The following is a 13844-nucleotide window of genomic DNA, read 5'->3' as shown; positions in this document are numbered from 1 at the left end:
GAGCCAATGCCACGAGCCAACAGCAGATCGCCGATATTGGACGGCTCGACTACCGTCCTCGGGATTCCTACCGGTGGACTTGGAGATTTCTCCCACTTCCGACCGGTCGCGACGCGGTAGCGAGAAGAACGTGCGCGCCTGCGGGTAGAAGTGATACTGCCGGTGCGAGCACAGGCAGTTCAACGCTCGAAGTCTCCATTCAGTCTTGCAAGTTCAGGGCTGTCTTGGCTCAAGTGTCAGTTCCTTCTGCTGGCGTTCAGCTGAGCTTCGGACGTTTGGACCGGTCCCCAGGGCTCGGGCGGCTTACCCTGGCGTGCGCGATCCAGGTCGACACACGCCGATACCCGATCACGATGCCCGTCACGCTGACCAGCAGTCCTCCCAGGCTGAAGACGATCAGCACGGCGTCTCGCAAGGCCTCCGCCCGCAGCATGGCCGGCAGGTCCCAGCTGTGCAGGAAACTGAAAAGCCATCGACCCACGCGCTGCGAGCTGTCGGCGCTCAGCGCCACATCTCCGGTCCGCACGTCGAGGTACACCCAAGTGTCGTGAGGATCGCCGAAGCGAAGCTGCATCACCGGCAGACGGCGCCCCGCGGCACCCATCATCGCTTCGGGCTGTCTCTCGTAGTAGTACGCGTCGTAGTGCTCGAGTTCCTCCTGGGTCAGGATGGGCGCAGCAAGCAGCCGCCTCGCCGCATGCGCGAGGTCCGCCCGAGGCCACCTGTCGAGCACGCGATACCGGTCGTTCTCCTGCACGACCAGGCGAGTGTCGTTGGCGGCATTGCGCGCAAGAATGAACGGGCGGCCGTCGAGGACCCGCCATTCCAATTCGCTTGCAGCAAAGCGCGAGGCTTCCAGAAGCCTGAGTGCCTGTGCGACCGGAATATCCAGCCGCCCCGCCCCGGAGGCGTCTCCACGGTACTGCGCCATGTCAGGACGGGGGCCCCTGGCGTCGAAGATGCCAGCCGGGTTCATCGACATCAGGCCGCTGAAGATCCATGTGAAGACGATCGACGCGAAGGCCAGTCCCAGCACGTGGTGCCAACGCAGATGGAACTCGCGGTAGGGAGAACGGGAGCCCGACTTGTAGCGGCCACTGAAGCGCCAGCGCCAGATGCCAGTCACCGTCCCGGTCACTGACGTGAGGACGCACACAGCGGACAGCACGATCACGGTCCAGCTCCAGACGGGGTCGACGGACCGGTCGCGGAACATGTAGGCCCAGTGCAGCCACGCGCCGACGTAGTTCCACATCCGCTGCGCGCGCGGCGCATCCATCACCACCTGGCCAGTGACGGAAGAAACGTACAGCAGCGTGTGCGCCGCATCGCCCATCTGGACGAGGTGCAGCGGGCGGTGTGCATCGAGGCCGCGCGAGTGCGTCCATCTGTCCTCCTTGACGAGTCCCACGTATTCACCCTCGCTGCCACCGACGAAGAGCCGTGCCGCATTCAGCGCCGAACCGGCATCGGCCGGTGGCACCGGCTTCCCTTCGGCGGCGTCGACGAGCAGGTATTTGCCATCGGCCATGCGGAGGCGGTAAGTCGCCCGTCCGTTCACGCGGGTCAGGACGACTTCCTGCGCGCGTCCGCTTGCGCCGGTCGCGGACAGCGCCACGTCGACCGGCACGCAGCACCTGGTGGGATCGAGCGCAGGCAGTGTCTGCATCCGTTCCCATGGCGTGAGCTTCGGGTAGCCCACGAACAGCATCACCACGCCGCTCACGAACCACAGTGCCATCAGCACGCATGCCCCCACGCCCGTCCAGCGATGGACGAGGTAAGTCAGGCGCTTCATACGCTTGCCCAGCGACATCTTGAAGCCCCTGCGCTCAGAACCGGTGGTGGGCGGTCAGCTCGAACCGGCGCCCGTCTCCGACAAGCCATTGCGTGTTGGTGTAGTACGCCGTCGTGTAGTAGCGCTTGTTGAAGACATTGAAGCCGCGCAGCGTTACCGTGGTGTCGGGCGTGACCTGCCACCGGAGCGCCAGGTCCGTCGTGGTGTAGGCAGGCAGGGTCAAGGTGTTGGCGTTGTCCGCATACCGCTTGCCGACGTAGCGCAGGCCGGAGCTCAGCGTCCATTTCGGCAGGAAGTTCCAACTCACCCACACGTTCGCAAGCCGCTTGGGCACATCGGTCGGCACATTCCCCGCACGCGAAACGGCAACGCCCCGCACCGCTTCGGAGAAGTCGTCGTACCGCGCGCGCAGCACGGCCGCGTTGGCATCCAGCTGCCAGCCGGAAGCGAAGGCCATGGCGACGTTGGCTTCGAGTCCCCGCGACGAGCGCTGGCCGACCTGGATGCTCTGCGCTGGGTTGTTCGGATCCCGCGTGACCAGGTTGTTCTTGGTGATGTGGTACGCCGCCAGGCTCCATTCACCGCGCTGGTCCCAGAACGTCTGCTTCACGCCGACTTCGGCCTGCTTGCCCGTGGAGAGATCGAACTTGCTGTTCGCCGGCGACAGCATGAGCAGCCCGCTCACGGGGTCCGCGGCCTTGGCGTACTGCGCGTACAGCGCAAGGTTCGGGACGATCTCGAACACGGTCCCGATGCGCCACCCGGTGTGGGAGAAAGACTTGTCGAACGCCGCCGTGCCGGCCACCAGGTCGCGGCGCGAGATGCGCGCGTGGTCGTGGCGCAGGCCCGCGACCAGGGACCATCGATCGCTCAGTTCGAGCCGATCCTCCGCGAACACCGCCGACTGGCGCGCCTCGTTGCGGTAACGGGGGATGAAGGGCACGCCGCTGACGAAGTAGCCAGGGATCGGATTCAGTGGGTCGACGGACGGCGACGAGCCGACGTAGGTGTTGTTCGTGTGCGTGAATGAGCTAGAACTGATGTCGAACCCCACGGAAGCCTGGTTCTTCAGGCCGAACAGAGTGCCTTTGAACGTCGCATCGGTCGTGTTCCCCGTCTGCGACTGGTCGTGCCGGATCTGCGTGTTGCCGGACCGGTCGATCAGGCCTGTTCGCGGGTTGTAGGCATACGACTCCGCGTTGCGCCAGTAGCGCTGGCTGTCGATGCGGTACAGGCGGCTTCGCACCGTGGTGTCCGCGTTTGGCGTCCATTGCGCCGCCAGTTCGGTCCAGTGGTCCCGGTACTGGATGGTGCTGTCGCCGACGTTGTAGTTCTTCTCGCGCAGTGCCGGGAGCTGCTGCCCGTTGATCAGCGGTGTTCCGAAGTAGCGCATCGGGTTCTGCCTGCCCTGGGCATGGCTGAGCCGCAGGCTGAACTCGGGAGAGACATCCAGTTGGACCGCCCCCGAGAAGGTCCGGTTGCGCGAATCGCCCCTGTCCACCCAGCCGTCGGAGCGGTCGCCGCTGACGTCCAGCCGGTACGACAGCTTGTCGTTGATGGCCCCGCCGCTGCCGAAGCCCATTCTTTGCGTGTCGTCGGTTCCAAGAGTGGCCTGCACCTCGTTCTCGATCGGCCCGCGGCGGGGCTTCCTGGGAATCACGTTGACCACGCCACCGATGGCGCCGTCGCCGTAGATGACCGATGCCGGCCCACGAAGAACCTCGATGCGATCGATCGACCAGGTGTCGAACGGAAAAGTCACGCCGACACCGCCGTACTGGCGCGTGCCGTCGTACAGCCGCATCACGGAGGTCGAATCGGTGAATCCGCGCGCCGCGAGGGAAGAACCGCCGTTGCCGGGATGGGCCAGGCTGCTGATGCCGGTCGAGCGGGTGATGGCGTCGACGACGTTCGCATCTCCGCGCTGCTCGAGCTGCTCGCGCGTGATGGTGCTCACGCTCGCCGGTGTCTGCAATGGCGTGGTGCCGAGGTTCGAGCCTGTTGCGACCGGCGCGCCAAGGCCGCTGTCGCGGGTGGCGGTGACCGACACGGCAGGAAGCGCGGGCTGTTCGTCGGCTGCATGGGCCGGCGTCGCCAGCCACGGAAACGCCGCGCCCAGCGCGAGCGGAAAAATGGTCTTCTTCATGGATGCTCTCTGCGGCACCTATCAGGGGTGCCGGCTTGTCTGCGGAAACGAAAGAGGCTGCGCGCGCCGCGGTGGTCAGAAGACCGGTGCAGGCGTCACGCGCGTCGGAATCTCGATCGGGTCAGCAGAGAGCGGGAGGGCCGCGCGCGGGCAACGGCGCGGCGGTGGCGGCGGCGAGACGCGCGGCCGGAATCGACTGGACAGCGTGGCCCAGCGGCAAGATGCCAGGGAGATCGCCCGTCTGCGCCAGGGGCGGTGGTGCGCCGGTCAGCATGCACATCGGGCAGTCGAGGTGGCTGGCGCCGAGCTCGCGTGCGCCGTCATCGGTCTGTACGATCACCTTGATGGCGCCCGCAGCCGAACAGACCAGCTCCATCTCTTGTGGATGGACCATGGGCGATGCCACTGCCACGCCCAGCGACAACACGAACCAGGCCAGCACGAAGCGGACGAGATTGCGGGCGTGACGCAGGGCGGGCATGCGGTGGATTATCAGTCAGGCGAAAGAAGGGTCGGCGCCAGTTGGAGAATTCCAGGCGGGTAATTGGGATTCCAGCATTCGCGTTCAACATGGAACGGCTGAACGCGTAGCTTTCACTTGAGCCCTTCGAGCAAAGAAGGAGAAAAGCCTGCTATTTCATCAATAGCAGGCTTTCAAAAGGTGACCAGGGGCCGCGCTTCGAGCAATTCGAACGCCGAACATTGCGAACTACGAATCCGAAGCCAACTCTGGAAAACTACGACGCTTGGTGCTTGCAGACCTTGCCGCCGCTTCGATCTTCGCCTTGACTTGAGTGGTAACGCGCGGGATGCCCTTGCTTGAGACATTGAACACGCGGCCGGGCGCGGCCTTCGCTGCCTTTGCGGGCTTCCTGATGGCTGTAGGGCTAGTCATGGGGACCTCCGACAGAGAATTTCTCACCCGTATAGGTTAGCAGTTTGCGCCAGGACCTGCTGCCGGGCCGCAAATCGAAGGTCATCAGGCGCTGTGATCCTTCCGTCTCCCACCATGTCGGATCGACGTCCAGAATATCCTGGACAGTTCGACAGCCCTGCAGGTGCGGCGCACCGCGCTGCTCATCGGGTAAGAGCGCAGCGTCAAAGCCAAGCTTCGGCCATACCTTGAACCCGACATGGCGCTCCTGGAACCCCTTGCCGCCCGCGGCGATCAGTGAGATCTCGTCCAGCCCGGCCAAATGGGCGGTGATGGCACCCAAGGTGAACGCAACCGCGCCCAGACCGTGGGGCGTCTGGTGCTTGTCCAGGAAAAAATGGTCGATGTGTATTCCCTCGATGAAGAGACCTGCGGTGCCGGTCTCTTCACTGAAGATCCCCGATCTGTTCTTGTGGCCCGCCTGAATGACCTTGGCATTGATCACCGTGAAGTACATGCCTGGCGGCGCATCGTCGCGCCCCGGCCGTCTTTCGGCCTGTCCGTGCACACGGCTGCCGTCGAAAACGGAGAACAGGTGGACGAACTCCAGCGTCGACAACGTACCGAAAGCGAAGTCAAAACTGTTGGTTGGGCCCAGCTCAACGCCATCAAACCTGACGCGCGTGCCGGTCAGGTAGCTCCGTGTGATTTCGTGGGCAAGCAGGACTTGGTGCAAGTCGGCCAGGTGTGATCGATAGAAGGGCGTCTGTTGAAGTGGCACGATCCGAAGTCAAACTAGATTGAAGCGCTCAGGCCGAGGGCTTCATGTTCATGATGCGGCTTTGCAACTTGCGAGGGGTGAGCCGAGTTGGGCTGTGGGGCACGGCGCTCTGGGTTGTTCCACGCGCCCAAAGCGATGTCCGCAGGCGTGGGGCCAGTGGGTAGATCAAGCGACGGTGGAATGTGCTTGGGCCGGACGCCGCGCAGGTGTTCCGGCCTCAGATGGGTGTATCGCTTGAGCATCTTCCAGTCCTTGTGCCCAGTCACCAGCGCAGCCTGTTCGATGGTGAACCCCGCCTCGAACAGACGACTGGCTGCTTCGTGCCGTAGATCATGGAACTTGAGGTCCTTGATCTTCAATTCCTTGCAAGCTCGACGGAAAGCGGTCCCGACGGAGCGGCCGTTGTACGGAAAGACAAGGCTGCTGTTCCCGGAGAACGGTTTCTGCTCCTCGAGAATGGCCCAGGCATCGAATCCCGTGACATCGAGCAGCGGCACTTTCTGGTCATTGCCGTTCTTATCTCGTGGGTCTTTCCGGTCACGCACAATCACGGTACGAGTCTTGGCATCGATGTCCTCCCATCGGATGCGGCAGATCTCGTCCTGGCGCATCGCGGTGGCGACCGCGAACCGCATGATTCGCCCCAGCGGGATGATCTGCCGTGAATTGCTGGCGAAGTAATCGGCAAGCGCCTGCAGTTCGTCGAGGGTAGGGCGGCGGTCTCGTTCCCGCCCCTTGCCGACCAAGCCCAGGCGCTTGAGCGCGATGCGGGCCAGATCGATGGGCTCTACCGGGACGCGAACCCCGTGAACGGCCGCCGCGTGAGAAACTACCAGCTTGATGTAGCCGATGTCCATGCTGATGGTGACGGGGCCGGCACCTTCCTTGGCGCGGTCCTTGCCGAACTGGATGAGCCGCTCGCGCGTGAGGTCCTTCAGCTTCAGCTTGCCCAGCTTCGTCTTGAGCGCATCGAGGGTGAAGGCCTTGGAGCGCCGGGGCGCTCGCAGCACTTCCTTCATGTCGGTGACGTGCAAATCGATCAGATCGCCGAAGGTGGTCGGGTCCTTGACCTTTGAACGGGTGGCAGGCTCGCCCAGATCGATGCGGCGCTCGGTCGCGAGAGCCCATTCCTGGGCGTCCTTGTGCCGCCGAAAGGTTTCGCTCGCATAGACACCCTTGCGGCGGACTTGCGCGCGCCAGTTGCCGGACGGAAGCTGCTTGAAGGTGGACATTTCGTGTGCGCTATGTGTGCACTGACAGGACGAAATGGGGCGTATTCGGGCGTTTTGGAGTGCACACGAGCGTGCACACGAGGGGTTCTAAGTGTATGAATGATATCGCTAAGTCGTTGAATTTAAAAGAAAAAATCGTCTCAGTCGCTCCGATGATGGATTGGACGGACCGCCATTGCCGTTACTTCCATCGCCTGATGTCGCGCCATGCGCTGCTCTATACCGAGATGGTGACCACCGGCGCGCTGGTGCATGGCGACGTCCCGCGGCACCTGCGCTTCAACGAGGAAGAGCATCCCGTGGCCCTGCAGCTGGGCGGCAGCGAACCGGCCGATCTCGCGCATTGCGCGCGGCTCGGCGAGGAGTGGGGCTATGACGAGATCAATCTCAACTGCGGCTGCCCCAGCGAGCGCGTGCAGCGCGGCGCCTTTGGTGCCTGCCTGATGGCCGAGCCGGCGCTGGTGGCCGATTGCGTGAAGGCCATGGTCGACGCCACCCGCCTGCCGGTCACGGTCAAGCACCGCATCGGCATCGACAAGATCGAGAGCTACGAATTCGTGCGCGACTTTGTCGGTGCGGTGAGCGAGGCCGGCTGCCGCGGCTTCATCGTGCATGCGCGCAACGCCTGGCTGCAGGGCCTGAGCCCGAAGCAGAACCGCGAGATTCCGCCGCTGCGCTACGAGCTCGTGCACCGGCTGAAGCACGAATTTCCGGAGCTGGATTTCTCGATCAATGGCGGCATCTCGGCCAACGCACAGGTGCACGAGCACCTGCGGCTGCTCGACGGCGTGATGGTCGGCCGCGAGGCCTACCACAACCCCTGGTGGCTGGCCGAGTGGGACGCCGAGTTCTACGGCGCCGCGCCGCAGCCGCTGACGCGCGAGGACGTCGAGGCGCTGATGTGCGACTACATGGTCCGCGAGGCGGCCGAACATGGCACGCAGTGGTCGTCGATCGCGCGCCACATGCTGGGCCTGCGCAACGGCCTGCCCGGCGCGCGCCGCTGGCGCCAGGTCTGGAGCGACCATCGCCTCAAGACGCGTCCGCCGCACGAAGTGATGGCGCTGGCGCACGAGCCCGCGGCGCAAGAGGCCTGAAGCCGCGCGGCCTCAGGCTGCCATCAGCGTGGCTTCGGGCACGTCCTCGATGGTGGTGCGGCGCAGCTCGCGGCGCTCGCCGATGTCGTAGCGCCGGCCGCGGTGCAGGGTGCTGCGGTTGTCCCACATCACGAGGTCGCCCACCTGCCATTCGTGCGTGTAGACGAATTCGCGGCGCGTTGCATGCTCGAGCAGATCGGACAGGAACATGCGCCCCTCGGCCACCGGCCAGCCGATGATCTCGCGTGCATGCACGCCCACGAACAGCAGCTTGCGCCCCGAGCCCGGGTGCGTCTGCGCCAGCGGCCACACGGCGGGTGGAATGGCTTTCTTCTGGTCGTCGGTGTAGGCCTCGTCGCCCAGCAGGATGCGGGTGTGCAGTGCGTAGTGCTCGGCGCACAGGCCCTCGATCTCCGAGCGGGTGCGCTCGGGCAGGGCGTCGTAGGCGGCGCGAAGATCCGCGAACTCGGTGTTGCCGCCCCAGCTCGGCAGCACCAGCGCGTGCAGCATCGAATAGGCGGCGCGCGGGTCCTGGAAGGAGCTGTCGCTGTGCCAGAGCTGGTTCGCAAAGTTCGACAGGTTCTTGGGCGAATCGCGGCGCGCCACCTTGCCTTCTGCATCGACGTTGGAGATGTCGATCAGCCGTTCGTCCTCCAGGCGCTCGGGGCGCTTGAAGACCTTCTTCAGGCCCAGGTCGAGCGGTCCGAACGACTTCGCGAAGTCGATCTGCTGCTGGCCCGTGAGCGGCTGTCCGCGCCACACCAGCACGGCATATCGGTTCATGGCCGCGTTGATCTGCTTCACCTCGGAAGGCGAGAGCGGCTGCCTGATGTCGATGCCGCGCGCCTCGGCGGCAAAGAGCGGGTGCAGGGGGGTGAGTTCGAGGGAGGACATGGGTCTTGCCAATGAGGATGGAAAATGGCGATGCCTATTCGGCCTGGATGCCGGCTTCGGCGATCACGCGCGACCAGCGCTTCATCTCGCTCTGGACGAAGGCGTCGAACTGCGCGGGCGTGGAAGCCACCACCTCCATGCCCTGTTCCTCGACGCGGCGGCGCATCTCGGGGTCGTGCAGCACTTTGGCGGTGTCGGCCTGGATCTTCGCGACCACCGCAGGCGGCGTGGCGCGCGGCGCAACGAAGCCGAGCAGCGCGCTCACGTGGAATCCCGGCAGGGTCTCGGCCACGGTCGGATAGCCGTAGCCCGGAACCCGCTTCTCGCCGAGCGTGGCGATCATCTTCATCCGGCCCGCCTTGACGTATGGCAGCACCGAAAGAAAAGGGTCGAACACGAGGTCGAGCCGCCCACCCAGCAGTTCGGTGTGCGCCGGCGCGCTGCCCTTGAAGGGCGCGTGCAGCATGTCGAAGCCCGCTTCGCGCTTGAGCAGCTCGGCGCCCAGGTGCGTGGTGCTGCCGGCGCCGGGCGTGCCGTAGCTGAGCTTGCCCGGGTTCTTCTTCGCGTAGGCGACGAGTTCGGCCAGCGTGCCGAAGGGCGCATCGGGCCGCGCCACGATCGCGAGCTGCAGGTTGGCGATCTGCGTGATGCCCGCCAGGTCCTTCACCGTGTCGTAGGGAAGGCTCTTGCGCAGCGATGGATTGACCGCAAAGGACGAATTCACCATGCCGAAGGTCAGCCCGTCGGCCGGCGCCTTGGCGACGAAGTCGACGCCAATGGCCGTGCCGGCCCCCGGCTTGTAGTCGACGAGCACCGGCTGGCCCCACATCTCCTGCAGCTTGAGCGAGATCAGGCGCGCCACTGTGTCGGTCGGCCCGCCGGGCGCGAAGGGAACGATGAGCTTGACGGGCCCCTTGGGGTAGCCGCCCGCGTCGCCCGCGGTTGCCGCCGGGGCGGCGGCCGCAAAGCCGGAGAGCGCCAGGCCGCTTCCCGCCAACAGCAGCAGGCGCCGGTCTCGCGAGGGAAGAAGGGCGGTTGAGCCGCCAGCGGAATGTCTCGAATTTCTGTATAAATGGAACATTGTTTCGAAATAATGATTCCCGAGCGCCGTCACGTCAACCGTTTTTTGCTGAAGAATGAACGAACATCTAAAAAAAAGGGTTTGGATACATGAATGACGCGATTGGCGGCAAAGAAGAAGTCAGCGCGCTTGCCAGGGGGCTGGCCTTGCTCAAGGTCATCGGAATGGCAGCCGCACCCATCAGCAATCGCGACCTGGCCGAAACCACCGGCATCCCCAAGGCCACCGTGTCCCGCCTCACGGCCACGCTGGTGGCCGCGGGCTACCTGAAGCAGTCGCAGGACAGCGACCGCTTCAGCCTCGGGCCCGCGCTGCTCGACATGAGCAGCCGCTACCTGCGCCACTTCGACCTGCGCACGGTGGCCCGGCCGCATCTCTCGGAGCTGTCCGAATTTGCCGGCGCCAGCGTCCACATGGGCGTGCGCGACGAGCTGGACATGCTCATCATCGATTCGCTGCGCCCCCGCTCCGCGCTGATCAGTTCGCGCATCGAAGTGGGCTCGCGCATGACCATTGCCACCTCGGCCGCGGGCCGCGCCTACCTTGGCGCGCTACCCGCCGCCGAGCGGGCCGAGGTGCTCGAGCAGATCCGACTGGAAAGCGGCGAGAACTGGCCTTCGATCGAGCCGCGCCTGATGGCCGGGCTCGACGAATACGCGCGCCTGGGCTATTGCAGCTCGTTCGGCGAGTGGCATCCGCACATCCACGCGCTGGGCTTTGCGCTCAAGGGCCCGCGCGGCGAGCGCTACGGCGTGAGCTGCGGCGGCCCCGCCTACCTGCTGCCCAAGGACGTGATGCTCGGCCGCGTCGCCCCCAGGCTCCTCGAAACCGCCCAGCGGATCTCCCAGGAAGCCGGCACCGTCAGCACCGACTGATCCCCGCCGCTGCCACGGCTCCCTTCGTGAAACACCGGGGATCCGGCTTTGCCGGTCCCCTGGTGTTGCCCCCGGAAGGGGGTTGGCGGAGCGACACGAAGTGCGCGAAGACTGGGGGAGAGCCTAATTCGCGGCTTCCAGGCCGTTCGTGAAATGCTCGCGCATCCGCGCCATCGCCGCCGCGGCATCCCGCGCCTCGATGGCCGCCATCACCGACCGGTGCTCCGCGAGCGATTCCGCGATGCGCCCCGCCTTCAGCAGCGAGTTGTGCCGGTTGAGCTTCATCACCTTGCGCAGGTCGGCCACCATCTGGTCGCGCCACTTGTTGTTCGCAATGGCCAGAAGGCACATGTGGAAGCGCTCGTTGACCGCAAAGAAATGCTCGCGGTCTTCCTTGCCCGGTGCGCCTGCCGCTTCGAGTTCGGCATGCAGCGCCTTGAGCTCCGCGCGCTGGGCCTCGCTCGCGCGCTCGGCCACCACGCCGGCCGCATCGCTTTCCAGCAGCGAGAGCAGGTGGTAGACGTCCGCCAGGTCCTGCTCGGACACCTCGGTGACGTAGGCGCCGCGCCGTACCTTCATGGTCACCAGGCCTTCGGCGGCCAGCACCTTCAGGGCTTCGCGCAGCGGCGTGCGGCTGATGCCGTATTCCTCGGCCAGCTTGAGTTCGTCGATCCAGCTGCCCGGCTCGAGCTCGCGGCGGAAGATCCGCTGGCGCAGCAGTTCGGCCACCTCTTCATAGAGGGCGCGCGGGGTGAGGGTGAGGGCGGACATGGGGCGGACTGTACCGCAAAAACGGGTTTGAATTAATAATTACGGATCGGTTAGACTCGCGGCCGGCTTGCAAATCCCTTGCAGGCGAATTTGCGACTACCCTGCAAGACACTGCGAAAAGCCCCCTCATGAGCAGCAAACCCGAACCCACCTTCAAGCCGGCCAACCTCGACGACTGGGCCAAGGCCGCCGCCAAGTCGGCACCGGGCGGCGACCTGGGCGCGCTCAACTGGCTCACGCCGGACGGCATCACCGTGAAGCCGCTCTACACCGCGGCCGACCTGCAGGGCCTCAAGTACACCGACACGCTGCCCGGCTTCGAGCCCTACCTGCGCGGCCCACAGGCCACCATGTACGCGGTGCGCCCCTGGACCATCCGCCAGTACGCGGGCTTCTCGACCGCCGAGGAATCGAACGCCTTCTACCGCAAGGCGCTGGCCGCCGGCGGGCAGGGCGTGAGCGTGGCCTTCGACCTGGCCACCCACCGCGGCTACGACAGCGACCATCCGCGCGTGACCGGCGACGTCGGCAAGGCCGGCGTGGCCATCGATTCGGTCGAGGACATGAAGATCCTGTTCGACCAGATCCCGCTCGACAAGGTGAGCGTGTCCATGACGATGAACGGCGCCGTGCTGCCGGTGCTCGCGGGCTACGTGGTCGCGGCGGAAGAGCAGGGCGTGAGCCAGGACCAGTTGAGCGGAACCATCCAGAACGACATCCTCAAGGAGTTCATGGTCCGCAACACCTACATCTTCCCGCCCGCGCCGAGCATGCGGATCATCGGCGACATCATCGAGTACACGGCGCAGAAGATGCCCAAGTTCAACTCGATCTCGATCAGCGGCTACCACATGCAGGAAGCCGGCGCCAACCAGGCGCTGGAGCTGGCCTTCACGCTGGCCGACGGCAAGGAGTACGTGAAGACCGCGCTGGCCAAGGGCCTGGACGTCGACGGCTTTGCCGGGCGCCTGTCCTTCTTCTGGGCCATCGGCATGAACTTCTATCTCGAAGTGGCCAAGATGCGCGCCGCGCGCCTCTTGTGGTGCCGCATCATGAAGGAGTTCAACCCCAAGAACCCCAAGAGCCTGATGCTGCGCACGCACTGCCAGACCTCGGGCTGGTCTCTCACCGAGCAGGACCCCTACAACAACATCGTGCGCACCACCATCGAGGCCATGGCCGCGGTGTTCGGCGGCACGCAGAGCCTGCACACCAACGCGCTCGACGAAGCGATTGCGCTGCCTACCGAGTTCAGCGCCCGCATCGCGCGCAACACGCAGCTCATCATCCAGGAAGAGACGCACATCACGAATGTGGTCGACCCCTGGGCCGGCAGCTACATGATGGAGAAGCTCACGCAGGACATGGCCGATGCGGCCTGGGCCATCATCGAGGAAGTCGAGGCCATGGGCGGCATGACCAAGGCGGTGGACAGCGGCTGGGCCAAGCTCAAGATCGAGGCCGCCGCCGCCGAGAAGCAGGCGCGCATCGATTCGGGCAAGGACGTGATCGTCGGCGTCAACAAGTACAAGCTCAAGAACGAAGACGCGATCGACAGCCTCTCCATCGACAACGTGATGGTGCGCGAGCAGCAGGTGGCGCGGCTGCAGAAGATCCGCGCCTCGCGCGACACTGCGAAGGTGCAGGCGGCGCTCGATGCGCTCACCGAGGCTGCCGAAAACGGCACCGGCAACCTGCTGGCGCTGAGCATCGACGCGGTGCGCGCGCGCGCCACGGTCGGCGAGATTTCCGACGCCCTCGAAAAATCATTCGGCCGCCATCGGGCCGACACGCAAAAGGTGACCGGTGTGTACGCAGCTGCCTACGACTCGGCCGAAGGCTGGGAAACGCTCAAGACCGAAATCAACGCCTTCGCCGAGGAACAGGGCCGCCGCCCACGCGTGATGATCTCCAAGCTGGGCCAGGACGGGCACGACCGCGGCGCCAAGGTGGTGGCCACCGCGTTCGCCGACCTGGGCTTCGACGTGGACATGGGGCCGCTGTTCCAGACGCCCGAGGAATGCGCGCGGCAGGCCATCGAGAACGACGTGCATGCCGTCGGCGTGAGCACGCTCGCGGCCGGCCACAAGACCCTTGTGCCCGCCATCATCAACGAGCTCAAGAAGCAGGGCGCCGACGACATCATCGTGTTCGTCGGCGGCGTGATTCCGCGGCAGGACTACGACTTTCTCTACGAAGCCGGCGTCAAGGGCATCTATGGTCCGGGCACGCCCATCCCGGCCAGCGCCAAGGACGTGCTGGAGCAGATCCGCGCGGCGGTTTCGGCCTGAGAAG

At 65.3% G+C, this 13844-nt stretch carries 11 protein-coding genes; 3 read left to right on the top strand and 8 right to left on the bottom strand.

Annotated elements, in window-relative coordinates; translation table 11 throughout:
* Positions 1–256 precede the first annotated feature (256 nt).
* The 5 genes from AC1DMS_RS13545 to AC1DMS_RS13525 form a co-directional block, all read right to left on the bottom strand.
* Entirely contained in the window at positions 257–1816 is a 1560-nt protein-coding gene (locus AC1DMS_RS13545) for a PepSY domain-containing protein (RefSeq protein WP_478181139.1), read from the bottom strand.
* A 16-nt stretch (positions 1817–1832) separates the two neighbouring features.
* The gene (locus AC1DMS_RS13540; protein WP_478181138.1) at positions 1833–3944 is read right to left on the bottom strand and encodes a TonB-dependent receptor; all 2112 of its coding nucleotides are present in this window, start codon (positions 3942–3944) and stop codon (positions 1833–1835) included.
* A 121-nt stretch (positions 3945–4065) separates the two neighbouring features.
* Positions 4066–4425 carry a hypothetical protein gene (locus tag AC1DMS_RS13535; RefSeq protein ID WP_478181137.1) on the bottom strand — a complete coding sequence of 120 codons (360 nt, stop codon included), beginning with the start codon at positions 4423–4425 and terminating at the stop codon, positions 4066–4068.
* 406 nt (positions 4426–4831) lie between these two features.
* On the bottom strand, positions 4832–5554 hold the full coding sequence (locus AC1DMS_RS13530) for a hypothetical protein (protein ID WP_478079900.1): 723 nt from the start codon (positions 5552–5554) through the stop codon (positions 4832–4834).
* A gap of 59 nt (positions 5555–5613) precedes the next feature.
* Positions 5614–6831, bottom strand: a complete 1218-nt coding sequence (locus AC1DMS_RS13525) for a site-specific integrase (RefSeq protein WP_478181136.1) — start codon at positions 6829–6831, stop codon at positions 5614–5616.
* Between the two features lie 95 nt (positions 6832–6926).
* On the opposite strand from AC1DMS_RS13525, the gene dusA reads away from it, so the two are divergent.
* A complete protein-coding gene (gene dusA, locus AC1DMS_RS13520; RefSeq protein ID WP_478181135.1) occupies positions 6927–7928 on the top strand; it encodes a tRNA dihydrouridine(20/20a) synthase DusA in 1002 nt (333 codons plus the stop codon).
* Positions 7929–7940: 12 nt separating this feature from the next.
* Here dusA and AC1DMS_RS13515 read toward each other — a convergent pair whose 3' ends face one another.
* A complete protein-coding gene (locus AC1DMS_RS13515) occupies positions 7941–8822 on the bottom strand; it encodes a TauD/TfdA dioxygenase family protein (protein ID WP_478181134.1) in 882 nt (293 codons plus the stop codon).
* A gap of 34 nt (positions 8823–8856) precedes the next feature.
* A complete protein-coding gene (locus AC1DMS_RS13510) occupies positions 8857–9819 on the bottom strand; it encodes a tripartite tricarboxylate transporter substrate binding protein (protein ID WP_478181133.1) in 963 nt (320 codons plus the stop codon).
* A gap of 173 nt (positions 9820–9992) precedes the next feature.
* Between AC1DMS_RS13510 and AC1DMS_RS13505 the strand changes: the two genes are divergently transcribed.
* Complete coding sequence (locus AC1DMS_RS13505; RefSeq protein WP_018902829.1) at positions 9993–10778, top strand: IclR family transcriptional regulator; 786 nt, start codon at positions 9993–9995, stop codon at positions 10776–10778.
* Between the two features lie 123 nt (positions 10779–10901).
* Here AC1DMS_RS13505 and AC1DMS_RS13500 read toward each other — a convergent pair whose 3' ends face one another.
* A complete protein-coding gene (locus AC1DMS_RS13500) occupies positions 10902–11549 on the bottom strand; it encodes a GntR family transcriptional regulator (RefSeq protein ID WP_012747247.1) in 648 nt (215 codons plus the stop codon).
* Between the two features lie 128 nt (positions 11550–11677).
* Between AC1DMS_RS13500 and scpA the strand changes: the two genes are divergently transcribed.
* Complete coding sequence (gene scpA / locus AC1DMS_RS13495; RefSeq protein ID WP_478181132.1) at positions 11678–13840, top strand: methylmalonyl-CoA mutase; 2163 nt, start codon at positions 11678–11680, stop codon at positions 13838–13840.
* Positions 13841–13844: the final 4 nt, after the last annotated feature.

It is taken from the genome of Variovorax sp. 05T418 (genome assembly GCF_056396385.1).
The sequence above is the reverse complement of the archived record's forward strand: the minus strand, read 5'-3'. Positions and strand labels throughout refer to the sequence as shown.

Coding starts and splice junctions, on each gene's coding strand:
- AC1DMS_RS13545 (WP_478181139.1), bottom strand. CDS start 1,816: ATGTCGCTGGGCAAGCGTATGAAGCGCCTGACTTACCTCGTCCATCGC.
- AC1DMS_RS13540 (WP_478181138.1), bottom strand. CDS start 3,944: ATGAAGAAGACCATTTTTCCGCTCGCGCTGGGCGCGGCGTTTCCGTGG.
- AC1DMS_RS13535 (WP_478181137.1), bottom strand. CDS start 4,425: ATGCCCGCCCTGCGTCACGCCCGCAATCTCGTCCGCTTCGTGCTGGCC.
- AC1DMS_RS13525 (WP_478181136.1), bottom strand. CDS start 6,831: ATGTCCACCTTCAAGCAGCTTCCGTCCGGCAACTGGCGCGCGCAAGTC.
- dusA (WP_478181135.1), top strand. CDS start 6,927: ATGAATGATATCGCTAAGTCGTTGAATTTAAAAGAAAAAATCGTCTCA.
- AC1DMS_RS13515 (WP_478181134.1), bottom strand. CDS start 8,822: ATGTCCTCCCTCGAACTCACCCCCCTGCACCCGCTCTTTGCCGCCGAG.
- AC1DMS_RS13505 (WP_018902829.1), top strand. CDS start 9,993: ATGAATGACGCGATTGGCGGCAAAGAAGAAGTCAGCGCGCTTGCCAGG.
- AC1DMS_RS13500 (WP_012747247.1), bottom strand. CDS start 11,549: ATGTCCGCCCTCACCCTCACCCCGCGCGCCCTCTATGAAGAGGTGGCC.
- scpA (WP_478181132.1), top strand. CDS start 11,678: ATGAGCAGCAAACCCGAACCCACCTTCAAGCCGGCCAACCTCGACGAC.